Origin of the sequence: Microvirga zambiensis WSM3693 (assembly GCF_016735695.1) — a bacterium.
Taxonomy (GTDB): Bacteria; Pseudomonadota; Alphaproteobacteria; order Rhizobiales; family Beijerinckiaceae; genus Microvirga; species Microvirga zambiensis.
On sequence record NZ_JAERQD010000002.1, the window covers coordinates 19939 to 43238 of the forward strand.

The 23300-nt window shown below is 64.5% G+C and carries 17 protein-coding genes; 14 read left to right on the plus strand and 3 right to left on the minus strand.

Features of this window, described 5'->3' with window-relative positions:
- Nucleotides 1-143 precede the first annotated feature (143 nt).
- The 4 genes from JKL46_RS02170 to cydB all read left to right on the plus strand — a co-directional run bounded on the left by JKL46_RS02170 (nucleotide 144) and on the right by cydB (nucleotide 4015).
- Nucleotides 144-482, plus strand: coding sequence for a hypothetical protein (locus tag JKL46_RS02170; RefSeq protein WP_201829771.1), 339 nt, complete (start codon nucleotides 144-146; stop codon nucleotides 480-482).
- A gap of 147 nt (nucleotides 483-629) precedes the next feature.
- Nucleotides 630-1445 (plus strand): MBL fold metallo-hydrolase, encoded by an 816-nt coding sequence (locus tag JKL46_RS02175; RefSeq protein WP_343073998.1) that lies wholly within the window; start codon nucleotides 630-632, stop codon nucleotides 1443-1445.
- Between the two features lie 71 nt (nucleotides 1446-1516).
- On the plus strand, nucleotides 1517-2953 hold the full coding sequence (locus tag JKL46_RS02180; protein ID WP_201829773.1) for a cytochrome ubiquinol oxidase subunit I: 1437 nt from the start codon (nucleotides 1517-1519) through the stop codon (nucleotides 2951-2953).
- 12 nt (nucleotides 2954-2965) lie between these two features.
- Nucleotides 2966-4015 carry a cytochrome d ubiquinol oxidase subunit II gene (gene cydB, locus JKL46_RS02185; protein ID WP_201829774.1) on the plus strand — a complete coding sequence of 350 codons (1050 nt, stop codon included), beginning with the start codon at nucleotides 2966-2968 and terminating at the stop codon, nucleotides 4013-4015.
- A gap of 123 nt (nucleotides 4016-4138) precedes the next feature.
- Here the strand turns inward: cydB and JKL46_RS02190 are convergent, their stop codons facing one another.
- The gene (locus JKL46_RS02190; RefSeq protein ID WP_201829775.1) at nucleotides 4139-5020 is read right to left on the minus strand and encodes a hypothetical protein; all 882 of its coding nucleotides are present in this window, start codon (nucleotides 5018-5020) and stop codon (nucleotides 4139-4141) included.
- Nucleotides 5021-5419: 399 nt separating this feature from the next.
- On the opposite strand from JKL46_RS02190, the gene JKL46_RS02195 reads away from it, so the two are divergent.
- The 10 genes from JKL46_RS02195 to JKL46_RS02240 all read left to right on the plus strand — a co-directional run bounded on the left by JKL46_RS02195 (nucleotide 5420) and on the right by JKL46_RS02240 (nucleotide 21024).
- Nucleotides 5420-7192, plus strand: coding sequence for a type I secretion system permease/ATPase (locus JKL46_RS02195; RefSeq protein ID WP_201829776.1), 1773 nt, complete (start codon nucleotides 5420-5422; stop codon nucleotides 7190-7192).
- Nucleotides 7193-8518: an HlyD family type I secretion periplasmic adaptor subunit gene (locus JKL46_RS02200; protein ID WP_201829777.1), complete on the plus strand. Its 1326-nt coding sequence runs from the start codon at nucleotides 7193-7195 to the stop codon at nucleotides 8516-8518.
- A gap of 286 nt (nucleotides 8519-8804) precedes the next feature.
- Entirely contained in the window at nucleotides 8805-11006 is a 2202-nt protein-coding gene (locus tag JKL46_RS02205; protein WP_246529111.1) for an alpha,alpha-trehalose-phosphate synthase (UDP-forming), read from the plus strand.
- Nucleotides 11007-11028: 22 nt separating this feature from the next.
- Nucleotides 11029-11781, plus strand: a complete 753-nt coding sequence (gene otsB / locus JKL46_RS02210; protein ID WP_201829779.1) for a trehalose-phosphatase — start codon at nucleotides 11029-11031, stop codon at nucleotides 11779-11781.
- A 1-nt stretch (nucleotide 11782) separates the two neighbouring features.
- The gene (locus JKL46_RS02215; RefSeq protein ID WP_201829780.1) at nucleotides 11783-13591 is read left to right on the plus strand and encodes a glycoside hydrolase family 15 protein; all 1809 of its coding nucleotides are present in this window, start codon (nucleotides 11783-11785) and stop codon (nucleotides 13589-13591) included.
- A 104-nt stretch (nucleotides 13592-13695) separates the two neighbouring features.
- Nucleotides 13696-14634, plus strand: coding sequence for a glucokinase (locus JKL46_RS02220; protein WP_425493233.1), 939 nt, complete (start codon nucleotides 13696-13698; stop codon nucleotides 14632-14634).
- 51 nt (nucleotides 14635-14685) lie between these two features.
- Nucleotides 14686-15801, plus strand: a complete 1116-nt coding sequence (locus JKL46_RS02225; protein ID WP_201829782.1) for a succinylglutamate desuccinylase/aspartoacylase family protein — start codon at nucleotides 14686-14688, stop codon at nucleotides 15799-15801.
- Nucleotides 15802-16038: 237 nt separating this feature from the next.
- The gene (locus JKL46_RS02230) at nucleotides 16039-17241 is read left to right on the plus strand and encodes a TAXI family TRAP transporter solute-binding subunit (protein ID WP_201829783.1); all 1203 of its coding nucleotides are present in this window, start codon (nucleotides 16039-16041) and stop codon (nucleotides 17239-17241) included.
- A 423-nt stretch (nucleotides 17242-17664) separates the two neighbouring features.
- A complete protein-coding gene (locus tag JKL46_RS02235) occupies nucleotides 17665-19248 on the plus strand; it encodes a peptide chain release factor 3 (RefSeq protein WP_201829784.1) in 1584 nt (527 codons plus the stop codon).
- A gap of 165 nt (nucleotides 19249-19413) precedes the next feature.
- Nucleotides 19414-21024: an ABC-F family ATP-binding cassette domain-containing protein gene (locus JKL46_RS02240; protein WP_201829785.1), complete on the plus strand. Its 1611-nt coding sequence runs from the start codon at nucleotides 19414-19416 to the stop codon at nucleotides 21022-21024.
- On the opposite strand, the gene JKL46_RS02245 is transcribed toward JKL46_RS02240, so the two are convergent.
- Complete coding sequence (locus tag JKL46_RS02245) at nucleotides 20997-21899, minus strand: sugar kinase (RefSeq protein ID WP_201829786.1); 903 nt, start codon at nucleotides 21897-21899, stop codon at nucleotides 20997-20999. The two genes, JKL46_RS02240 and JKL46_RS02245, sit on opposite strands and share 28 nt — an antisense overlap.
- A gap of 435 nt (nucleotides 21900-22334) precedes the next feature.
- Complete coding sequence (locus JKL46_RS02250) at nucleotides 22335-23243, minus strand: N-acetylglucosamine kinase (RefSeq protein ID WP_201829787.1); 909 nt, start codon at nucleotides 23241-23243, stop codon at nucleotides 22335-22337.
- Nucleotides 23244-23300: the final 57 nt, after the last annotated feature.

Consider the following 23300-nt stretch of genomic DNA (forward strand, 5'->3'; position numbering starts at 1 on the left):
TCCATAGCGCCCCGATTGACCCTGGATCGCCCCTTCCCGGTCCTGCGGACCGCAGGGGATGACACCCTGTTCTCGTCCGCTTGACCTGAGATCGCTGGCGTGATCCATCGCGCTTACCGAAATCGACGGTGAAAGGTGTTTCGATGAGGGCCGTCGCGATCGGCGTGTTCGCGGTGACTTGCGCCATCATGAGCGCATCGGGGTCATCGCTTGCCCAGGACCAGCCATCGCAGAGCTGGCCCGAGGTGAAATGCGCTCGCTACAAGAAGGCTTGGAGCGATGCGCTCGCGCGGCTTGGCACGAATGGCTTGAGTCAGGATTTTCTCGACCGTCACGAAGCCTTTCTCGGCTCCGGCTGCACGGTGCAGGGCAATGTCTGCCCGCGCTCCGAGGAGGAACTCGGTCTCGCCAACATGATGGTGGTGGCTGCCATGAATGCCGGTACCGCAAGCACCTTTCCGCCCTTCGCCTGTCGCAAGTGACCGTCGCTGAGGCCGGCTGCATCTCGAACATTTCCTTTCTCCTCGCGTTAGGGCTTCATTCCCGTCCATCAGGGAGGCTCGTCCATGCGCATCCACCATCTCAATTGCGGCTGCATGTGTCCGGTGGGAGGACGATTTTGGGATGGAGTGAGCCCCGGGCTGAGCGCGCATCTGGTCTGCCATTGCCTGCTCATTGAGACGGACAGCAGCGGGCTCGTTCTCATCGATACGGGATTCGGCGAGCGCGACGTGGAAGATCCCTATGGGCGCATGAGCCCGCTCTTCGTTCACGTCAACCGCATTCAGCTGGAGCATCGCTATACGGCGCTGGCGCAGGTGAGGAAACTCGGCATCTCGCCACGCGATGTGCGTCATATCGTGCTGACCCATCTCGATTTCGATCATGCGGGCGGCCTGGAGGACTTTCCGGAAGCGACCGTTCACATTCTGCGTGCCGAGATTGAGGAGGCGGAGGTGCGGCACGGCTTCATCCATCGCCGCCGCTATCGTCCAGAGCAGTGGGACGGAGTGCGGAATTGGCGCTTCTACGATCCGACTGGAGAGAGGTGGTTCGGATTCGGATCGGTGCGCGATCTCGACGGCCTGCCGCCCGAAATCCTGATGATCCCGCTGCCCGGCCACACGATGGGGCATGCCGGCATCGCCATCGACATGCCGAAGGGATGGCTGCTCAATGCGGGCGATGCCTATTTCCATCGGCATGAGATGGATGAGAGCCCCTCCTGCCCGCCCGGTCTTCTCGCCTATCAGCGGATGATGCAGGAAAACGGCGCGATGCGTCGTCACAACCAGGATCGGCTGCGCGATCTGGCCAACGATCCTGCCGGCGAGGTGAAGATCTTCTGCAGCCATGATCCGATCGAGCTCGAAGCCTTGCAGCGCCTCAGTCATGGCTGGCATCCGCTTTACTCGGAATATAGTCCGCAGAACCATCCCCGCTAGGATCCCAGCCCCTGGTCCTGCCTCGATGATGCCCTAAAAGCAGGAGGGTATGTCGATAAGGGGAAGCGGATATGGAATTCGATGCCCTGATGCTCTCGCGCATCCAATTCGCGTTCACGATCGCCTTTCACATCATCTTTCCCGCTTTCACCATCGGCCTCGCCAGCTGGCTCGCCGCTCTGGAATTCAACTGGCTGCGCACCGGCGATCCGCTCTACCGCAATCTCTTCCGGTTCTGGGTCAAGGTGTTCGCGGTGTCCTTCGGCCTCGGCGTGGTGTCGGGCATCGTCATGAGCTACCAGTTCGGCACCAACTGGTCGCGGTTCTCAGAGTTCACGGGCAACGTGCTCGGGCCCGTCATCGCGTACGAGGTGATCACCGCCTTCTTCCTCGAGGCGGCCTTTCTCGGCATCATGCTCTTCGGCTGGGAGAGGGTCGGCGACCGGCTGCATTTCTTCGCTACCTGCATGGTCGCCCTGGGCACGTTGATTTCCGCGTTCTGGATTCTCTCGGCCAATTCCTGGATGCAGACGCCGGACGGCTTCGCCATCGAGAACGGCAAGGCGGTGCCCGTCGACTGGTTCAAGGTCGTCTTCAACCCGTCCTTCCCGTTGCGCTATGCGCATATGGTGATGGGCTGCTACCTAACGACGGCCTTCGCGGTCGCCGGCATGTCGGCCTGGATGCTCCTGCGCCATCCGCACGATGCGCCGGCGATAAAGCTCGCAGCCTCGCGGCGCTCCCTGTCGATGGCCTTGTGGTTCGCCACCATCTTCGTGCCGGTCCAGATTCTCATCGGCGATCTGCACGGTCTCGGCGTGCTGAAATACCAGCCGACCAAGCTCGCGGCGATCGAAGGCAACTGGGACCGCATGGACAACATGCCCCTTCGCCTCTTCGCCCTTCCCGACGAGGTGGCGGAGACGAACCGTTACGAGATCGCGATCCCGAAGATCGGCAGCTGGGTTCTGACGCATGCCTTCGACGGTGTCGTGCCGGGCTTGAAGGACGTGCCGCCGGACGAGCGCCCGCCGGTCTGGCCGGTCTTCTTCTCGTTCCGCATCATGGTCGGCATCGGCTTTGCGATGCTGGGCATCGGATTGTGGAGCCTGTACCTGCGCTGGAAGGGCAGGCTGTTCACCGACAGAACCTTCCTGACCGCCGCCATGATCATGACTCCCTCGGGCTTCGGCGCCGTGCTCTTCGGCTGGTTCGTCGCAGAGATCGGCCGTCAGCCCTACGTGGTCTACGGGCACTTGCGCACCGCCGATGCGGTCTCGCCCGTCACTGCCGGTGCGGTGACCGCATCGCTTCTCATCTTCATCGTCGTCTACGCCTTCGTGTTCGGTTTCGGTTCCTATTATCTCGCAAAGCTCCTGCGGCGCGGGCCCGATCCGGTCGAGGACATTCGCGGCGAGGATCTGCACAGAAAACCGAAGCGTCCCTTCTCGGCGGCGGACGAGGGGTTCGATGGCGGATCGGGTCGCAAGGCGCTGCCCGTGCGCTAGGAGGGTCAAGAGATGTTCGGATTCGGAATGGAATACGAGGGCCTCGCCTTCTGGCTGCCGCTGATCTGGGCGGGGCTGATCGCGGTGGCGGTGGCCATGTACGTCATCGCCGATGGTTTCGATCTCGGCATCGGCATTCTCTTCAAGGCGGCGGGCAGCGAGAACTGGCGCGACCGCATGATGTTCTCCGTCGCGCCGATCTGGGACGGCAACGAGACCTGGCTGGTCCTGGGCGGCGGCGGTCTCTTCGCGGTGTTCCACATCGCCTATGCGGTGCTCATGCCGGCGCTCTACGTGCCGATCATCCTCATGCTCGTCGCCCTCATCTTCCGCGGCGTCGCCTTCGAGTTCCGCTTCAAGGCGGAGCGCTCGAAATTCTTGTGGGACAACGCCTTCTTCTTCGGCTCGCTGCTTGCGACCTTCTTCCAGGGCATGGTGCTCGGCGCCTTCGTGCAGGGCTTTGCAACCGACGGACGCCAGTTCACCGGCGACACCTTCGATTTCCTCACGCCCTTCAGCGTGGTCACGGGCCTCAGCCTGATCTGCGGCTACGGATTGCTCGGCGCCACCTGGTGCGTGATGAAGACGACGGGCGAACTTGAGATCTGGGCACGGCGCATGGCCTTGCGCTTTCTCGTCGCCACAGTGATCGCCATGGGCGTCGTGTCGGTGTGGGTGCCGTTCCTCGGCCGCCAGATCGAGACGCGCTGGTTCACCTGGCCCAACATCGCCTTCCTCGCCCCGATCCCGCTGATCACGGCCTATGTGGCCTACCGCCTTCTCCGCGATCTGGATGACGGGCGGCACGTGCGTCCGTTCTTCCTGGCGATCGCCCTGTTCCTGCTCGGCTATCTCGGCCTCGGCGTCAGCCTGTTCCCCTTCCTCGTGCCGCCGAATCTTACGATCTGGGACACGGCGAACACGGTGAATTCGCAGCTCTTCGCTCTGGTGGGCTTCGCCATCGTCCTGCCGATCACCTTCGCCTACACCGCCTATTCCTACTACGTCTTCCGCGGCAAGGTGGCGGAGGAGATTTCCGGCGGCGGCTACGGGTATCATTGATGGCGGCTGAGACGCAGAATCGCTCGAAACGGCTTCTCTGGTTCGTGTTCATGTACATCGCGAGCCTCGCGGTCTTTGCGGGGCTCGTCTATGGCCTGCGGGCGATCATTCCGCGATGAGGATTTACCGGTAGGTGCCGATGAAGCCCTTGTCGGTGACGACGACCCAGCGGGCGCCGCGGCGCTCGATGCCTTCGATCCGTCCGACGCCGGGAAGCATGCCGCCCGGCATGACCTCGTAGAGGCGGCGGTTGCGGTTCTCCACGAGGGCCGCGCCGTTATAGACCTCGCGCAGCACCCAGCCGTCGACGGGTTCGCTCTTCGTCGGTTCGCTTTTGGCCGGCTTGGGGGCAGGGGCCTCCTCGCGCAAAGCGGCCTCCGTCGGCGCGGGAGCGGCAGGGGAGGGGGCAGCCGCTGCAGCCGGTGCGGTCAGTTTGGTGTTCAATCCTGCGATGGTCGTCAGGATCTGGGTTTCCATGCGGTCGAGGCGGCCTTCCAGGGCGGTCAGCTTTTTATCGGGCTCCTGCAGGCTGATCGTCAGGCGCTCGACCTTGTCGGTCAGTTTCGTCTGCTCGGACGCGGAGGCCGTGGAGGAGGTGTGCTCGACGTCCTTGTAGGCGACGACCGTCTGCCGCAGCGCGCCGAGTTCCGTGCTCAGCCGCTCCAGAATTTCCTGGCTGCGGGCCGTCTCGGCTTCGAGCTGCCGGATCACGTCCTTATTGGCGAGCGTCCCCATATAGGAGGCCGACCAGCCGGCGCCGACCAGCACGAGCGCCACGGCCGCCTGGCTCAGCAGCCCGATCGGAAATGTCCGTTTGCGGGTTGCAATCGGTTCCTCGGCCGCCACATGAGGGGAGGACGCAGGCTTGAGGCCGAGCTTCGCGCTTTTGACGGCCTCTTCCAGAGCTGCACTCGCACCGGAAGCGATCCGGATGCCGCCGGCGGATGATTCGCCCGCCGGTTTTGCTGCTTCGCTGCGGGCCTGAGAACTTAGGCTGATGTCCATATTCCGACCTCATTTTCAGGTCAGAGAGGATTAACCTTAAATCTTTACCAAAGCGTTACATTTTGGGTGAGGTGCTTACGTTACATACCCTTCGGACGAAGGGGATTTCGCAAAGCGCTGCTTTTTTGAATCACCTTTTTGTTGACATAGTTACATATAATAGGGTTACAAAAGGTGGCGTAACGGAAAGCCGACCACCTTAGGGGCAACTCAATACCCATAAGAGTGCTGAGAAACCTGGCCTCCCAGGACTAACTATAACGAGATACTCTTGTGGGGCCGCCAGCCCGACATCGCAGCCATCGCCAGATGGCAACTGCTATGATAAGGTATAGCCTTGCATAGTGGCTTTGAAATCATGATGGCGCCGGGCAACTGGCGAGCCTACGGAAAGACAATATGAAGCAGGCATCGAGAAACCGGGAAGAGAGCACTGAAGTCCAAGACGCTCTGAAGTCGTGCCTTCCCTCCTTTGGCGGCGTCGCCATGTTCTCCGCGGTCGTCAATCTTCTGGCGCTCACGGGCTCCATCTACATGCTCCAGGTCTATGACCGCGTGCTGTCCAGCCGGAGCATCGCCACCCTGATCGGCCTCTCGCTGATCACGCTCGCGGCCTATGCTCTCTCCGGCGGCCTCGACATGCTCCGCGGTCGGATGCTGGCGCGCATCGGCGCCCGGTTCGACGAGATCCTCTCCCATCGCGTCTTCGACCTCGTGGCCACGATGCCCCTCAAGGGCGCCCGGCAGGCGGAGAGCATGCAGCCGATCCGCGATCTCGACACGATCCGTGGCTTCCTGTCGAGCTTAGGTCCCACCGCCCTGTTCGACATGCCCTTCATGCCGATCTTCCTCATCGGCTGCTTCATGATCCATCCCGGCATCGGCGTCATGTCGGTGGTCGGCGGCATAGTGATCATCCTGCTCACCCTCTATACGGACGCCAAGAGCAAAGGTCCCTCCTACGAGGTGACCAAGAGCGGCGCCGAGCGCCACGCCATGGCCGAGACCAGCCGCCGCAATGCGGAGGCGATCCGTGCCAACGGCATGCTGGGCTTCCTGGCCAAGCGCTACGACGAGGTGCATGTCCGCCACGTCAATGACGGCCTCGTCGCCAGCGAATCCTCGTCGGGCATCAGCGCCTTCGCCAAGGTGTTCCGCATGGTGCTCCAGTCGGCCATCCTCGGTCTCGGCGCCTATTACGTGATCCAGGGCCAGATGTCGGGCGGCCTGATGATCGCCGGTTCGATCCTGATGTCCCGTGCGCTCGCTCCCATCGAGATCGCGGTTGCGCACTGGAAGGGCTTCACCGCCTCCCGTCAGGCCTATCGCCGCCTCGCGCATATCATGACCATCGTTCCGGCCCAGGGCCAGCGCATGCCGCTGCCGGCCCCCAAGGCTGCCCTGTCGGTCGAAGAGGTCTATATCGGCGCTCCCGGCGCCTCGCTCCCGATCGTCCAAGCCGCCACGCTCCAGCTCCAGGCAGGCCAGGGCCTCGGCCTCATCGGCCCCAGCGCCTCGGGCAAGTCGACCCTCGCCCGCGCCCTCGTCGGCGTGTGGCCGACCCTGCGCGGCGAGATCCGCCTCGACGGCGCTGCCCTCGATCAGTGGGAGCCCGACGCGCTCGGCCGCAATATCGGCTACCTGCCGCAGGACGTGGAGCTGTTCGAAGGCACCGTCGCCGAGAACATCTCGCGCTTCCAGCCCGATGCGAAGCCGGAGGACATCATCGCTGCTGCCCAGACCGCCGGCGCCCATGAGCTCGTGCTCAACCTGCCGGACGGCTACGACACCCGCATCGGCGAAGGCGGCGCCTCCCTTTCGGGCGGCCAGCGTCAGCGCGTGGCGCTTGCCCGCGCCCTCTACGGCAACCCGTTCCTGGTCGTGCTCGACGAGCCGAATGCCAGCCTCGACGGCGCCGGCGACGAGGCCCTGAACCAGGCGATCCTCGCGGTGAGGAAGCGCGGCGGCATCGTGGTCGTCATCACCCACCGTCCGGCCGCGCTCGGTCAGGTCGACCAGGTCGCGATCATGGAAGAGGGCCGGATCAAGGCCGTCGGCCCGCGCGACGAGGTTCTGCAATCCGTCATGAAACGCAATGCGGCGCCGGCTCCGGCGCGCCCGCAGCAGGCACCGGCCTCCGCTCCGGCTGCTAACCTGCGAGAGGTTGGTTAAATGTTGGTCATTCAAGCTCCCCAGAAGAAACCCTCCGCGCACCAGCGGATCCTGCGCCAGTCGACGATTGCGGGCGTCGCCATGATCGCCCTCTTCGGCGGCACCATCGGCCTGTGGGCGGCGACCTCGACCCTGTCCGGCGCCGTCGTCGCCGGCGGCCAGTTCGTGGTCGATACCAGCGTCAAGAAGATCCAGCATTCGACCGGCGGCATCGTCGGCGAGCTGAAGGTCAAGGAAGGCGACCGCGTCGCCCAGGGCGACCTCCTGGTCCGCCTGGACGAGACCGTGACCCGCGCCAACATGCTGGTCGTGACCAAGCAGCTCGATGAATATATCGGCCGCCAGGCGCGGCTCGAGGCGGAGCGCGACGGGGCAACCACGATCGAGATGCCGGCGGAATTCGCCAGCCGACTCAATGAGCCGGCCGTTCAGAAGATCGTCTCGTCCGAGCGTACGCTGTTTCTCGCACGCGGCGCTTCCCGCGACGCGCAGAAGGACCAGCTCCGCAAGCGCATCGCCCAGTCCCAGGACGAGATCGTGGGATTGAAGGCGCAGCAGAATGCGAAGGCCCGCGAGGCCGAGCTGATCGTCGGCGAGTTGAAGGCGGTCCGCGACCTCTACGACAAGAACCTCGTTCCGATCACGCGCCTGAACGCCCTCGAGCGCGATGCCGCGAGCATCGAAGGCCAGCGCGGCCAGCTCATCGCTGCCGTCGCCCAGGCCGAGAGCCGCATCGCCGAGACCCAGTTCCAGATCATCCAGATCGACGAGCAGATGCGCGCCGAGGCGATGCAGGAGCTGCGCGAGATCCAGGGCAAGATCGCGGAATACACCGAGCGCAAGGTCGCCGCCGAAGATCAGCTGAAGCGCATCGACATCCGCGCTCCCAGCGACGGCTTCGTCCACCAGCTCAACGTCCACACCATCGGCGGCGTGATCTCGCCGGCCGAACCGGTGATGAACATCGTTCCGATCAACGACAAGCTCGAGCTCGAGGCCAAGGTTCTGCCGCACGAGATCGATCAGGTGAAGCTCGGACAGAAGGCCACGGTGAAGGTCCACGCCGCCAATGCGCGCACGGTGCCCGATCTGCACGGCTCGGTGAGCCGGATCTCGGCGGACGTGTCACGCGATCAGCAGACCGGCACGACCTTCTACACCGTCCGGATCGATGTCCCCCAGGACGAGCTCAAGAAGCTCGAGAACATCCATCTGATCGCCGGCATGCAGGCCGAGGTCTTCGTCGAGGTGAATCAGCGCACCCCGTTCGAATATTTCTTCAAGCCGATGCAGGAGCAGATCGCCCGCGCCTTCCGCGAGCACTGATCCTTTCTCTGACGATCCTTCCGAACCGCGGTCGGGGCAGGCGCCTTGGCCGCGGTTTTTCGTTCGAGAGGCCCTCAAGCCCACCTCAAGACTGCGGTCAAGCCTGGAAAGTTCCGCCCGCGAACCCATAACAGGGTCGAAGGCTGCATTTCTCCGCGGCCCTCCATCGAAGCCCGAGCGAGCATCTCGCCGCAGGGCGCCATGCCGGACGGCTTCGATGAAACTGTCTTAATTTCTTGAGGAATTTAGCGTTTTGAGGATCATCTTCCGCTTCGGCGGCATCGCAATGCTCGTGGCGGCCATCGTCATCCTGGCCGTGCTGCCCTTTGCGACTTCCTTCGTGGAACAATGGTCGCGCCGCGACGTCGAGCTGCGATCCCGCCTCGTCTTCAACTCCGTCCGGGACCAGGTCAGCGGCCTTCTGGCCCGCAACGACGCCCAGCAGGCCAGCATCCTGTTCGAGCGCATCGCCACCGACGAGCGGGTGCTGGCCATAGGCTATTGCGAAGGGCAGGAATTGCGCTTTCCCACCAGCAACATGCCGCCCTCCTTCTCCTGCTCGGAAGCGTCCCGTTCCGATGCCGAGAGCTTCTCCATCGTCCGCAACCAGGATCACAACGTCCTCGTCAGCTCCTTCCCGCTCAATGCCGGGGGGCGTCCGGGGCATCTCGTGGTGCTGCACGACCTGAGCTATGCCGACCAGCGTGGCGGGGAGGCGCGGAACTATCTGTTCCTGGCGCTGGCCGGCGTCGCGTTCGGGGCGGCGGCGCTCGCCGCCATGATCGCCGCGATCATCATGCGCCGCTGGCTCGCCTCCATTCGCCAGGCCCTCGAGAGCGCCCGCGCCGGCAATACGCAGCCGCCGACGGAGGAGAACATCATCCCCTTGGGCCAGGAAATCCGCGACGTCCTGCAGGAGCTCGAGGCCTCGCGGCGCACCATCGATGCCGCCCATACGGACTGGTCGCCCGATACCTTGAGAGCCGCCCTGTCCAATGAATTGTCCGGCTCCGAGGTGATCGTGGTCTCGAACCGCGAGCCCTATATCCACAACCGTACCGAGAGCGGCGAGATCTCCCTGCAGATCCCCGCAAGCGGCCTCGTCTCCGCCCTCGAGCCGGTGGTGCGCGCCTGCGGCGGCACCTGGGTCGCCCATGGCAGCGGCAGCGCGGACCGGGACACGGTCGATGCCAATGACCGGGTGCCCGTGCCCCCGAATCACCCCGCCTACACCCTGCGCCGGGTCTGGCTCACGGATGAGGAGCAGGACGGATATTATTACGGAGCGGCCAACGAGGGCCTCTGGCCGCTTTGCCACATCGCCTTCGTGCGGCCGATCTTCCGGGAGGCGGATTGGCAGTTCTACCGCTCGGTGAACGAGAAATTCGCCGATGCGATCGTGGCCGAGGCCAAGCGCGAGGATCCGATCATTCTCGTGCAGGATTATCATTTCGCGCTCCTGCCGCGCATGATCCGCAACCGCCTGCCGCGGGCGACCATCGTCACCTTCTGGCACATCCCCTGGCCGAATTCCGAAACCTTCGGCATCTGCCCCTGGCGCGAGGAGATCATCGACGGGCTGCTCGGCTCCTCGATCCTCGGTTTCCACACCCAGGCCCATTGCAACAACTTCCTGGACGCGGTCGATTCCTACGTGGAGAGCCGCATCGACCGGGAGAGGGACGCGGTGTTCTTCGGCGGCGAGGAAACCCTGATCCGACCCTATCCGATCTCCATCGAATGGCCGCCCACCGCCATGGAAGGCCAAAAGCCCGTGGAGGAATGCCGCAGGATCGTCCGCGAGCGTCTCGGCCTGCCGCAGGAGATGCGGGTCGGCGTCGGCATCGAGCGGTTCGACTACACCAAGGGCATTCTCGACCGCATGCAGGCCATCGACACGCTTTTGAACGAGCATCCGGAATGGCGCGGGAATTTTGCTTTCGTTCAGGTGGCGGCGCCGACAAGAAGCAAACTCACCAATTACCGACAGCTTCAGGAAGAGGCCGAAGCCTTGGCGCGCGACATCAACGAGAGGCATGGCGGCAACGGATACGAACCGATCAAGCTGCTCATCCGTCATCACGAGCCCGATCAGGTGTTTGAACTTTTCCGCGCCGCGGATCTTTGCATCGTGTCGAGTCTGCACGACGGCATGAACCTCGTCGCGAAGGAATTCGTGGCTGCGCGGGACGACGAGCAGGGCGTGCTCATTCTGTCGGCCTTCGCGGGAGCCTCTCGCGAATTGTCGGAGGCGCTGATCGTCAATCCTTACAACGCCCATGCCATGGGCGAGGCCATCAACCGCGCGCTGACCATGTCGCAGAACGAGCAGCGGGAGCGGATGAGGCTGATGCGCGATCAGGTCAAGGAACGAAACGTCTATCGCTGGGCGGGGCAGATGCTTCTCGCCGCCTCGCGCCTGCGCAAGCAGCAGCGGATCCGGCGACTGATCGCCAGGGGACGGAGGCCAGCAGCGGCCAATGCGTGAGGATCCTGCAGGACGAGTTTCGATGCCGGACGCCGATGGGACTTACGCTCTCTTCCTCGATTTCGACGGAACGCTGGTCGACATCGTCGAGCGGCCCGACGCGGTCGTGGTGGACGCGGGCCTGCCCGAGATCCTCACCCGCCTGGAGCAGAAGCTCGGCGGTGCGCTCGCGATCATCAGCGGGCGCCCGGTCGAGTTTCTCGACGGGCGCTTCGTGCCGCATGAATTCGACATGGCCGGCCTCCATGGGCTGGAGCATCGCATCGGCGGGCGGCTCTCCATGTGCGATCCGGTCGAGCATCCCGCCTTGCGCGCCATGGTCAAGCGATTGCGCGAGATCGTCGCCGGCAAGGAGGGCGTTCTGATCGAGGACAAGGGCTGCTCGGTTGCCGTCCACTGGCGCCTGGCGCCGCATGAGAAAGAATTCGCCCTGGCGACCGCACAGGCCGCTGTCGAGGCCCTCGGCGGCGATTACCGTGTTCAACACGGAAAAGCTGTGGCAGAAATTCTTCCCTCGGCGGCAGGGAAGGGCAAGGTGATCGAACGGTTTCTCCATGAAGCACCGTACAAGGGACGGCGCCCGATCTTCATCGGCGACGATCTGACCGACGAGAACGGCTTCAAGACCGTGAACGCCCATGGCGGCGTCTCCGTGCGCATCGGCGCCGGCGAAACCATTGCCAAGGTGCGTCTTGGAACGCCCGCGGACTTGCGACATTGCCTGTCCACATGGGCATTCGAAGGTTCTCTGCCTTTCAAAGGGGATGATTGCTGACATGAATTCGCTGGACCTTGCCGTCATTGGCAATTGCACGATCTCGGCCCTGGTCGACCGTCGCGCGCAGGTCGTCTGGAGCTGCTTTCCGCGTTTCGACGGCGATCCGGTCTTCTCTGCCCTGCTCGACAGCCCCGAGGGCCGCAGCGATGCCGAGCAGAAGGGCGTCTTCGCCATCGACATGGTCGGCATGGTTTCCTGCGAGCAGAGCTATATCGAGAACACGGCCGTTCTGCTCTCGCGCCTGACGGATTCGTTCGGCAACATTCTCGAGATCACGGATTTCGCGCCGCGCTTCAAGCATTACGACCGTACCTTCCGCCCGCCGATGCTGATCCGCCGTGTCCAGCCCGTGAAAGGCCGCCCGCGCATCCGCGTGCGGCTGCGGCCTCATTACGACTGGGGCGGGCAATCGCCGAACCTGACCCGCGGCAGCAACCATCTACGCTTCGTCGGCCCCGCTTATTCCCTGCGCCTGACCACCGATGCCTCGGTGTCCTACGTGCAGGAGGAGCGTCCTTTCGTGGTCGACCGGCCCCTGTCCTTCTTCTTCGGCGAGGACGAGCCGCTCCGGTCCGAGACGGATGCCACTGCGCGTTCCTTCCTCGACAACACGGTCGATTTCTGGCGCGACTGGGTGCGTTCGCTCTCGATCCCGTTCGACTGGCAGGTGGAGGTGATCCGCGCCGCCATCACGCTCAAGCTGTGCAACTATGAGGAGACCGGCGCCATCGTGGCGGCGCTCACCACCTCGGTCCCGGAGGCGCCGCACACGAAGCGCAACTGGGATTACCGCTATTGCTGGCTGCGTGACGCCTATTTCGTGATCCAGGCCCTCAACCGGCTCGGTACCACGAAGACGATGGAGGAATACCTCACCTACATCACCAACATCGTCGACGACATGGAGGCGATCCCCGATCAGAAAGACATGCCGCCGCTCTTCAGCATCACCCGCTCGCCGGATCTGGAGGAGCGCGAGGCGACGGCGCTCGCCGGTTATCGCGGCATGGGGCCTGTGCGCGTCGGCAACGCCGCCTATACGCAGATTCAGAACGATGCCTATGGCAGCATCGTCCTCGCCTCGGTGCACGCCTTCCTCGACAAGCGCCTGATCCGCACCGGCAACCGTGCGCTGTTCGCGCATCTCGAGAAGCTGGGACACCGGGCCATCGAGGTGTTCGACCAGCCCGATGCCGGCCCTTGGGAGCTGCGCACCAAGGCGGCCGTGCACACCTTTCCGAGCGTGATGTGCTGGGCTGCCTGCGACCGTCTGATCAAGATCGCGGAAGCCATGGGCCGCGAGGACCGCGCCGCCTTCTGGCGCGAGAACGCGAGCCGCATGCATCAGGTCATCAACGAGAACGCCTACAATCCGGAGACGGGCACCTTCGTCTCCTCCTTCGGCGGCGCGGATCTCGATGCGACGCTGCTCCTCCTCGCCGAGCTCGATTTCGTGAAGCCGGACGATCCCCGCTTCATCGCCACCGTCGATGCCGTCGGTGCGAAGCTGCGGCGCGGCGATCTTCTTCTGCGTTATGATGTGGAAGACGATTTCGGGCTCATGCATACCGCTTTCATGATCTGCGGCTTCTGGTACGTGGATGCGCTGAATGTCATCGGGCGCAAGGACGAGGCACGTGAATTGTTCGAGCACATCCTGAGCTTGCGCAACTCTTTCGGCCTGTTCTCCGAGGATGCGGATTACACGACAGGAGAGCTGTGGGGGAATTTCCCGCAGACCTATTCAATGGTCGGGCTCATCAACTCAGCCGTGCGCCTGAGCCGCAGCTGGGAGGAAGCGTTCTGATCATGAGCGTTCCGTGTGAAAGGCAGAAAGGACGATAGGCTTCGATGTTCGCATTTCCTGTTCTGCTCGGCGACATCGGCGGCACCAATGCCCGCTTCGCCGTCCTGCCTGCGCCGGGGGAGCCAGTTCAGCTCCTGCCGCGGACCTTGACGGCGCAGACGCCGGATCCCGTGGCGGCGATCAGGATCGCGCTCGAAGCCTATCGCGGGCCGGCGCCCCGCTCGGCCATCATCGCGGTCGCGACCCGCGTGGATGCTCCCGCGATCCGCCTCACCAACGCCCATTGGGTGATCGATGCCGAGGCCATCGGCAAGGCCCTCGATCTCGAACGCGTGACCCTCGTCAACGACTACACGCCGGTTGCCGCCTCCGTGACGGTGCTCGACGAGGCGAAGGGCGATCTCGCGCCGATCGGAGGATTCCCTCCGCCGAAGCCCGGTCCGCGTGTGGTGCTGGGGCCCGGAACGGGCCTCGGGGCGGGGGCGCTCGTGCCGGTCGAGGATCGCCTAGCCATCCTCGCGACCGAGGCCGGCCACATGGAGTTCGGGCCGACGGACGACGAGGAGACCGCCATCTGGCCGCATCTGGAACGCGTCGGCGGGCGGGTTTCGGGAGAGGTGGTGCTGTCGGGTCCCGGCCTGTTCCGCATCGCCAGGGCTCTTGCCGCCCACCGCTGCGTCGATTGCCCCTTCACGATTCCCAACGACGTGCTGGCTGCTGCCCGCGAGGGCGACGCGCTCGCAACCGATGCCCTGTCTCTCTTCGCGCGCTTCCTCGGGCGCTTCGCGGGAGATCTGGCGCTCACCTTCGAATCCTCCGGCGGCGTCTTCATCGCCGGCGGCATCGCGCCGCGCATGGTCGATATCCTTCAGTCCGGTGCCTTCCGAAAGGCCTTCGACAGCAAGGCCCCGCACGATGCCTGGGCGAGCAAGGTGCCGGTCTATGCCATCGTCAATCCGGAGCCGGCCCTGCAGGGGCTTGCGGCCATCGTCTCGAATCCGCAGGGTTTCGTCTTCCAATCTCAAGGGTGGCAGGCTACCTGACAGGGTCGCGCCGCCCGATGGCGCTCTCACGCCGAACCCTATCGATTGATCATGAGAACAGAACAGATCGCCCTTTCGCCCCTCGCCCCCGGGGCGAATTTGTCGTTGACCGTCCAGCGCTTCGGCACGGCGGGCGCCCGACCGCAGGTCTATATCCAGGCCTCCCTGCATGCCGACGAGATCCCCGGCATGATCGTGGCGCATCATCTGCGCGAGCGGCTGAAGGCCCTCGAGTCCGAGGGCAGGATCAAGGGCGAGATCGTTCTCGTGCCTTCCGCCAATCCCATCGGCCTCGCCCAGCGCGTGATGGGCGATCCCATCGGCCGCTTCAACCTCGCCGACGGCGTCAATTTCAACCGCGGCTATCCGCATCTCGTGCCGAAGGTGGCCGAGCGGATCGACGGCAAGCTCACGGCTGATGGCGAGGCGAATGTCCGGTTGATCCGCGAGGCCCTGCGCGCCGAACTCGATGCCTGGGAGCCTGCCAATCCCGCCGAGGTGATGAAGAAGGCTCTGCTGGGCTTGGGCCAGGAGGCAGATCTCGTCCTCGACATGCATTGCGACTCGGAAGCCGTGGTGCATCTCTACACACACACCCAGTCGGAAGCGGAATTCGCCCCGCTCTCGGCCCTGATCGGCGCCCATGCCTATCTGCTCGCCGATGAATCCGGCGACGAGCCCTTCGATGAGGCCTGCAGCCGCCCCTGGGCGGAGCTCGCCGCCCGCTTCCCCGATCACCCGATTCCCTTCGGCTGCCACTCGACGACCCTTGAGTTCCGCGGCGAACGGGATGTGGACCACGAGATCGCAGGGTCCGATGCCGCCGCCATCGTCGATTACCTGACCCTGCGCGAAATCATCGCCGGCGAGGTTCCGCAGGTACCGGAAGCCCTCTGTCAGGCAACGCCGCTCGCCGCTTCCGAGCCGGTCCAGGCTCCGGCCTATGGCATCCTGGTGTTCAAGGCTGAGCCAGGGGCGCAGGTGAAGGCGGGTGAGGTGATCGCCGACTTGATCGATCCGCTCACCGGCGCGATCACGCCCGCCAAGGCGCCGTCCGACGGCGTGATGTTCGCCCGGGTCGCGGTGCGCTTCGTCACCAAAGGCATGCGCATGGCCAAGGTTGCGGGCACCACGGCGACCAGGACGGGCAAGCTGCTCGGGGCTTGAGCCACTGCAAGCAACAAGAAAGGCCGCCTCAAAAGGCGGCCTCACGGACCTTCGCCGAAACTCAATAGGTTTTGGCTGACCCCAAGCCGACCATGGCGGGATTGCTCGACGAGAGTGCCGGCGCATCTTGCCCGTTAACCATGAATAGAAAGAGGCGGCCCGGTACCCTAGACGATCTCGTCCCCTCTGATCACCATGAACCTGTGACAGGGCTGGGGACCCATTGGGGGCACTGTCATGTTGCGTCCCGTCGGGCTGCTGGTGGCGGCAGTCCTTTGTTTGAGTTTGGAGGGGTGCTCCAACGAGGTTCCTCGCACCGTGACGGCTGTCGGTCGGGCCACGGTCGCCGCTCCCAAGCAAGGCCCGCCGGCCTCAAAGGCTGTATCCCGCCACGCTCCGGTGCAGGCACGCGAACCGTCCCCGTTTACATTCCTCGTGGGTGGGGATGGACACGCCGATGACCGCCTCGTCGTCGATCTCGTGACGGCCCTCGAGCGCAACCGGCTCCGCCTCCGGCTCAGGCAGAGCAGGGGACCGGAGCAGGACCTTCTCACGCTGCTCCAAAATCCTGGCATCGACGTCGCGCTCATTCCAACGGATGCCATAGAGGCTCTGCCTCGCCGGATGCGAGCGGGCGTTCAGGATAACCTTCGCTATCTTTTCCGCGTTCCGGGCCAGCGGCTGCATATCCTGGCCCGCCGTGACATCGCGACCCTTCATGACCTCGACGGGCGTAAGATCGGTATCGGCCAACCGGGGAGCGGCACCGCCCTGACGGCGCGGCTGATTTTCGACAAGCTTGGCATTAAAGCGGAGTTCACGAACGACGATCCGTTCACAGCATCGCTGCGTCTCCGATCGAACGAAATTCAAGCTGTCGTGCTGCTTGCCTCAGACACGTCGAAGGACGTTCTCGCATTCGAGTCCGACGGAAACTTTCACCTCGTACCCGTCTCGTTTCAGACGGTGGCCGCTCCGCTGGAGGATCTTATCGTCCACTATTCTCCAAGCCAGCTTACGGACGAGGAATATCCCTATCTTGTCAATCAGGGCCAACCGGTCGAGACCATCGCGGTCAATCGCGTGCTTGCTCTGCGCAACTGGCCGGAGGGAAGCGCGCATTACCAGCGTCTCGCAGATTTGAGCGAGGCTCTTTCGACCTATTTGTTTGACGAGGTCCAGAAGCCCGCTGGCAACGGAATCGATCCGGCCGAGCAGGCGATTGGCTGGAAACGCTTCAGGCCGACCGAAATCCTGCTCGCGCGCAGAGCCCAGGAGGTCGCAGAGCGTCGTTCGTTCGAGGAATTCACGGCGGCACAAGGCAATTGTCCCCTGCCGGACGCTGCAGCACGTGAGCGCCTGTACAATGACTTCCTGGTCTGGCGGAAGGCCCGAGAACCCGACCCGAGTGCCGCCGGTTCTGCTCCGGACAAGCAATGATCTGAAGAGGCCGAGCCAAGCCATATGTCGGCTCAAGCGGAATGGATCGGATCGACCCGGCAGGCGCCGGACGGTCCAGACGATCTGAGGTTTTGGCGGAGAGGGCAGGTCGTTTCGCTGAACCTGAAAAGCGACCTCAAGGAGACAATTTGAGTGAGGACACACAGGGTTTTTGCATTCCCCTGTGTGTCCCCGCATTATCTCGCCGTGTAAAACGCCGCGGGCGTCTCCACAAAGCCAGAGCTAAATCAATGACTTAGCGGGCGACCACGGCGAGGCGACGGCAGTGACAATGAGACACTGGATCACCTCCTTTCGCTGTTGACGGGAAACCCCCATATGGGGTGAGAAGAGCCCAGCAAAAGGGCGGGACGCTGCGGCGTTCTGTCCTCACCTCCGTTTCCAGAGAATTTTAAAGCAGCCATGACCGATCTTCCGGCCCCCGTGGGCCGCCGCCGCACTTTTGCGATCATCTCCCACCCGGACGCGGGCAAGACCACGCTGACCGAAAAGCTGCTGCTGTTCGGAGGCGCGATCCAGCTCGCCGGCGAGGTGAAGGCCAAGAAGAACCGTGTCTCGACCCGCTCCGACTGGATGGGGATCGAGAAAGAGCGCGGCATCTCGGTGGTGACCTCCGTCATGACCTTCGAATATGGCGGCTGCGTCTTCAACCTGCTCGACACGCCGGGCCACGAGGACTTCTCGGAGGATACCTACCGCACGCTCACCGCGGTGGATTCCGCCATCATGGTGATCGACGCGGCGAAGGGCATCGAGGCGCGCACGCGCAAGCTGTTCGAAGTCTGCCGCATGCGCGACATCCCGATCGTGACCTTCATCAACAAGATGGACCGCGAGGCGCGCAATCCCTTCGATCTTCTCGACGAGATCGAGAAGACGCTTGCGCTCGACACCTCGCCCGTCACCTGGCCGATCAGCCAGGGCAGGAGCTTCGCCGGCACCTTCGATCTGCACCGCAACGTGGTTCGGCGCATCGATACGGACGACGAGCCGACGCCGGTCTCCGGTCCCGACGATCAAAAGCTCGTCAGCCTGCTGCCCCCGGAAGAGGCGGATGCCTGGCAGGAAGAGGTGATGCTGGCGCAGGAAGCCTGCAAGCCCTTCGATCTGCAGGCTTTTCGCGAGGGTCACCTCACGCCCGTGTTCTTCGGCTCGGCCTTGCGCAATTTCGGCGTGCGCGACCTGATCGATGCGCTGGCGGCCTACGCACCGCCGCCGCGCGGCCAGGAGGCGGACAAGCGTCTCGTCGAGGCGGGCGAGCCCAAGATGTCGGGCTTCGTGTTCAAGATCCAGGCCAACATGGATCCGAACCACCGCGACCGCATCGCCTTCATGCGCATCTGTTCGGGCAAGCTCCAGCGCGGCATGAAGGCGAAGCTCGTGCGCACGGGCAAGCCCATGAGCCTGAACGCGCCGCAATTCTTCTTCGCCCAGGACCGCGCCATCGCGGACGAGGCCTGGGCCGGCGACGTGGTCGGCATCCCGAACCACGGCACCTTGCGCATCGGCGATACGCTGACGGAGGGCGAGGACATCGTCTTCCGCGGCGTGCCGAGCTTCGCGCCGGAGATCCTGCGCCGCATCAAGCTGCAGGACGCCATGAAGGCGAAGAAGCTGCGCGAGGCGCTTCAGCAGATGGCGGAAGAGGGCGTCGTTCAGCTCTTCGTGCCGCAGGACGGCTCCGGCGCCATCGTCGGCGTCGTCGGCGCATTGCAGCTCGACGTGCTGAAGGAGCGGCTTGCCGCCGAATACGGCCTGCCGATCGATTACGAGCCGACGCGCTTCTCGATCTGCCGCTGGATCACGGCGGACGATCCGAGAGAGCTCGACAAGTTCATCGAGAGCCACCTCTCGTCCATGGCGCGCGATCTCGACGAGGCCCCGGTCTTCATGGCGCCGAACCAGTTCAACCTTCAATACGAGGTCGACCGCTACAAGGCGATCCAGTTCTCGGATGTGAAGGATTATCAGAAGAAGGCAGCCTGATAGGGCTGCCTTCACGGACGATGCCTGCCGCAAACTTGCGACCAGGCGCAGGCTTCTTTATATCAGGCGCGGACGCCGCATGTGGCGTCCGTTTCGACAGGATGAGTGCCACGATGGATTTCAACCCGACAGCAATGCCGATCTGCCTTGCCACCGGGGATTTCCATGCCTGCTTCAATCGCTCTGTCTCACCTGTCCTGGTCCACGCCTGAGGGCCGCAATCTTCTCTCCGATCTCGATCTGACTTTCGGCCCGGAACGGACCGGGCTCGTCGGCCGCAACGGCGTCGGCAAGACCACGCTTCTCAGGCTGGTCTCCGGCGAGCTGCATCCCCATGCCGGCAGCGTCGCCGTCAACGGCCGCTTGGGCGTCCTGCGTCAGATCGTTCAGGTCCACCCGGACGCGACCATCGCTTCCCTGTTCGGCGTCGTTGACGCGCTGGCGCTCCTGCACCGTGCCGAGGCCGGCCACGCCACCGTCGATGAACTGGCCGATGCCGATTGGGCGCTGGAGGCCCGCATGGATTCCGCACTCGCGCGTGTAGGTCTCGATGCGCAGCCGGACACGCTGCTGTCCTCGCTCTCGGGCGGGCAGGGCACGCGCGCCGCCCTTGCCGCGCTCGTCTTCGCGGAGCCAGACGTCCTGCTGCTCGACGAGCCGACCAACAATCTCGACCGGGAGGGTCGCGCGGCGGTGATCGATCTCCTCGCCGGGTGGCGCGGCGGTGCGATCGTGGTCAGTCATGACCGCGAACTGCTCGATACCATGGATGCCATCCTCGAGCTGACCTCGCTCGGCGCCACGCGCTATGGCGGCAACTGGAGCGCGTATCGCGAACGCAAGGCGCTGGAACTCGCGGCCACACGGCGCGACCTGGCCGATGCCGAGAAGCGCGTCGCCGAGATCGACCGGAAGGCGCAGGAGACGGACGAGAAGAAGGCGCGCAAGGACGGCGTCGCTAAGCGAAAACGCGCCAAGGGCGACATGCCGCGCATTCTCATGAATGGCTTGAAAGCCCGCAGCGAGGAAACGGGCGGGCGCAACGCCCGCCTCGCCGAGCGGCGCCGCGCGCAGGCTGTCGATGAGGCGGCATCGGCCCGCGAGCGCATCGAGATCCTGCAGCCGTTTTCCGTTCTGCTGCCGCCGACCAATCTGCCTGCCGGCAGGACGGTTCTCGCCATCGAGGATGCGAGCGTCGGGTACGAGCCGGAACGGCCGATTCTGCGCGATTTTTCCTTGTCCGTCGTCGGGCCGGAGCGCATTGCCGTCGTCGGACCGAACGGTTCGGGCAAGACGACGCTGCTTGCCCTCGTCACCGGGCAATTGCAGTCCTGGAGCGGCAGCGTGTGGGTGACGAGCGACGTCGCGCTGTTCGATCAGCGCGTGAGCCTGCTCCATCCCTCAGTTTCGATCCGCGACAATTTCCGCCGCATCAATCCCGATGCGGATGAGAATGCCTGCCGCTCGGCTCTGGCCCGATTCATGTTTCGGGCCGATTCGGCCCTGCAGCTCGTGTCGACGTTGAGCGGCGGGCAGTTGCTGCGGGCGGGGCTCGCCTGCGTGCTGGGAGGGCCAAGGCCGCCGTCGCTGCTGATCCTCGACGAGCCGACCAACCATCTCGACATCGATTCCATCGAGACGGTGGAGGCTGGCTTACGGGCCTATGACGGCGCGCTGCTGGTCGTCAGCCACGACGAGACCTTCCTGGAGGCCATCGGCGTGACGCGCAGGCTGGATCTCGGTTCAAATCAGGCTGCGAGCTTGCGCTCCGTGTAGAGCTCCTGCACCTGCGCGATGTTCTCGATGGTCGGCAGGCTTGCCTCGTTGCCGAGATGCTGGATCGCATGGGCCGAGGCGGCGCGGGCGAAGATGAAATGCTCGCGCCAGGGCAGGTCGGGCCGCGCCATGGCGGAATAGACATAGGCGCCATGGAAAATGTCGCCGGCGCCGTTGGTGTCCACCACCTTCTCGCCAGGCACGTTGAGGGCCGGCAGAACGTTTTCCTGGCCTGTCTCGTCGTACCAGACGAGACCGCGCTCGCCGAGAGTCACGCCGCCGATCCTGCAGCCGCGGCCCTTGAGATAGGAGAGCATCTCGGACGTGGTCAGGTTCATCTGCTCGCACAGGCGCTCGGCGACGATGGCGACGTCGATGAATTCCAGGAGTTCATGGGTGTTGGAGCGCAGGCCGCCGCCGTCGAGCGAGGTGAGGATGCCGGATTCGCGGCAGATCCTGGCGTAATGCATGGCCGCATCGGCCTGGTGGCCGTCGAGATGCAGCGCCTTGCAGCCCTGCAGGTTCAGCGGCGGGACGGGATGCAAGTAATGGTCGTCGCGGCAGCGCACGATGGCGCGCTTGCCGCCTCGCGGCATGATGAAGGACAGGGACGATTCGTGCACCTTCCGGTGATGCACCGAGATGCCGTATTTCGCCGCCATGTCGATGAACATGCGGCCGAGCCAATCATCGGCGATCGAGGTCAGCAGGTCAGGCGCGATGCCGAGCTTGGCGCAGGCGAAGGCGGCCGTGACCGCATTGCCGCCGAACGAGATCGCATAATCCCGCGCCACGGTCTTCTCGTCCCCCGTCGGAAGTTCGTCCGCCAGGAAGGTCACATCGATATAGGTCTGGCCCACGAAGAGAGCATGCATCGCTGAAACGTCTCGAGTCTGGATTCGACGCCGAAGTCTTGGACGAGCGGGGCGGATTAGGCAAGGTCTTCCGGGCTGTGCAGCGGCTCTTCCCTCCCCCTTGCGGGGAGGGATCGAGGGTGGGGGTGGTATGACCGGGTGGGCGACTGCGGAAGCAGCGCGATCCTCCCTCTCCCGGCTGGGAGAGGGTCGGGGTGAGGGGAGGCCGGTGCCGGATGAAATACAGCGGATGATGTATTGCAGCGGAGACGACGGCGCTTGACTGGTTGAACGGCCCGCCCTCACCCCTGCCCCTCTCCCGCACGGGAGAGGGGATGCGCGGTATCGATCGCGCGCCTTCTGGATCGATCGCCACGCTTTGACTTTCCGACCCCCACCCTCAATCCCTCCCCGCAAGGGGGAGGGAAGCCTGTGTCGCCAGGCCTCCAGGATCCATCACATCCTGTTGAGCGTCGCCGCAAGCCGCGCCGCCGTGAGCGCTGCGTCGAGATCGGTGGCGATGAACTCGACCGGCGCCACCAGCTCCTTGCGAAAGGCATCGGACACGAGGGGGTGAAGCCGTGCGGACCCGCCGACCAGGGCCACGGGCCGGGCGCCAAGGCGCTTGATCAGGGCATTGGCGAGGCGGGCGAGTTCCACTCCGGCCTCGCGCAGGATCCGTAGCGCCGTGGCGTCGTCTGCTTTCGCCGCTTCGCCCACGGCGCGGGCGAGCGAGCCGATCTTGCCGCGGTCGCCGCCATAGACGAAGGAGCGCACGATGTTCCAGTCAGTGCCGCCGAGGGCCGCCGCGAGGCGGGTGCCGAGGGTCGTCGTCCAGCCCTTGCCGGGACTCTCCTCCTCGGTCCGGAGCACCGACTTCAGGGCCTCGCGGGCGATCCAGAAGCCGGAGCCGCCGTCGTCGATCAGGTTGCCGCGGCCGCCGACCCGGATCACTTCCTTGTCTTCCGACAGGTAGTAGCCGATGGAGCCGGTGCCGCTATAGACGAGGATGCCCTCGCCGAGCGCGAAATAGGACAGGTAGGCGATCCACATGTCCTCGGCGACGAAGACCTTGTCGGCGGGAATTTCGAAGGTCTCCGCGAACAGGGAGCGCATCGTCGCTTCCGCCGGCGTGTCGCGGGTCAGCCCCGTGATGCCGGCGATGATGCCGAGCGGTCTTCCCGCCTTCAGCACGGCCTGGGCCATGTCGAGCACGATCTGCCGGGCGCGTTCCTCGGCAGCGGCGGAGAACAGATGGCCGGTGAGGGGGGCGACGGTTCCTTGGGCGATGCAGGTGCCGTCCGCATCCGCCAGCCGCCAGCGCGTGGCGGTGCCGCCCGCGTCGATGCCAAGCCCCAGCCCCATAACCCTTCGCCTCTTCTTCCAGCCGGGCGACCGGCCGATTTTGTTACGATGCCGTCC

Excerpts from the sequence above, each read along its gene's own strand:
- JKL46_RS02195 (WP_201829776.1), top strand. The coding sequence starts at position 5,420 with ATGAAGCAGGCATCGAGAAACCGGGAAGAGAGCACTGAAGTCCAAGAC.
- JKL46_RS02245 (WP_201829786.1), bottom strand. The coding sequence starts at position 21,899 with ATGCATGCTCTCTTCGTGGGCCAGACCTATATCGATGTGACCTTCCTG.
- JKL46_RS02230 (WP_201829783.1), top strand. The coding sequence starts at position 16,039 with ATGTTGCGTCCCGTCGGGCTGCTGGTGGCGGCAGTCCTTTGTTTGAGT.
- JKL46_RS02235 (WP_201829784.1), top strand. The coding sequence starts at position 17,665 with ATGACCGATCTTCCGGCCCCCGTGGGCCGCCGCCGCACTTTTGCGATC.
- JKL46_RS02190 (WP_201829775.1), bottom strand. The coding sequence starts at position 5,020 with ATGGACATCAGCCTAAGTTCTCAGGCCCGCAGCGAAGCAGCAAAACCG.
- JKL46_RS02180 (WP_201829773.1), top strand. The coding sequence starts at position 1,517 with ATGGAATTCGATGCCCTGATGCTCTCGCGCATCCAATTCGCGTTCACG.
- JKL46_RS02240 (WP_201829785.1), top strand. The coding sequence starts at position 19,414 with ATGCCTGCTTCAATCGCTCTGTCTCACCTGTCCTGGTCCACGCCTGAG.
- JKL46_RS02215 (WP_201829780.1), top strand. The coding sequence starts at position 11,783 with ATGAATTCGCTGGACCTTGCCGTCATTGGCAATTGCACGATCTCGGCC.
- JKL46_RS02250 (WP_201829787.1), bottom strand. The coding sequence starts at position 23,243 with ATGGGGCTGGGGCTTGGCATCGACGCGGGCGGCACCGCCACGCGCTGG.
- cydB (WP_201829774.1), top strand. The coding sequence starts at position 2,966 with ATGTTCGGATTCGGAATGGAATACGAGGGCCTCGCCTTCTGGCTGCCG.
- JKL46_RS02205 (WP_246529111.1), top strand. The coding sequence starts at position 8,805 with ATGCTCGTGGCGGCCATCGTCATCCTGGCCGTGCTGCCCTTTGCGACT.
- JKL46_RS02200 (WP_201829777.1), top strand. The coding sequence starts at position 7,193 with ATGTTGGTCATTCAAGCTCCCCAGAAGAAACCCTCCGCGCACCAGCGG.
- otsB (WP_201829779.1), top strand. The coding sequence starts at position 11,029 with ATGCCGGACGCCGATGGGACTTACGCTCTCTTCCTCGATTTCGACGGA.
- JKL46_RS02225 (WP_201829782.1), top strand. The coding sequence starts at position 14,686 with ATGAGAACAGAACAGATCGCCCTTTCGCCCCTCGCCCCCGGGGCGAAT.
- JKL46_RS02170 (WP_201829771.1), top strand. The coding sequence starts at position 144 with ATGAGGGCCGTCGCGATCGGCGTGTTCGCGGTGACTTGCGCCATCATG.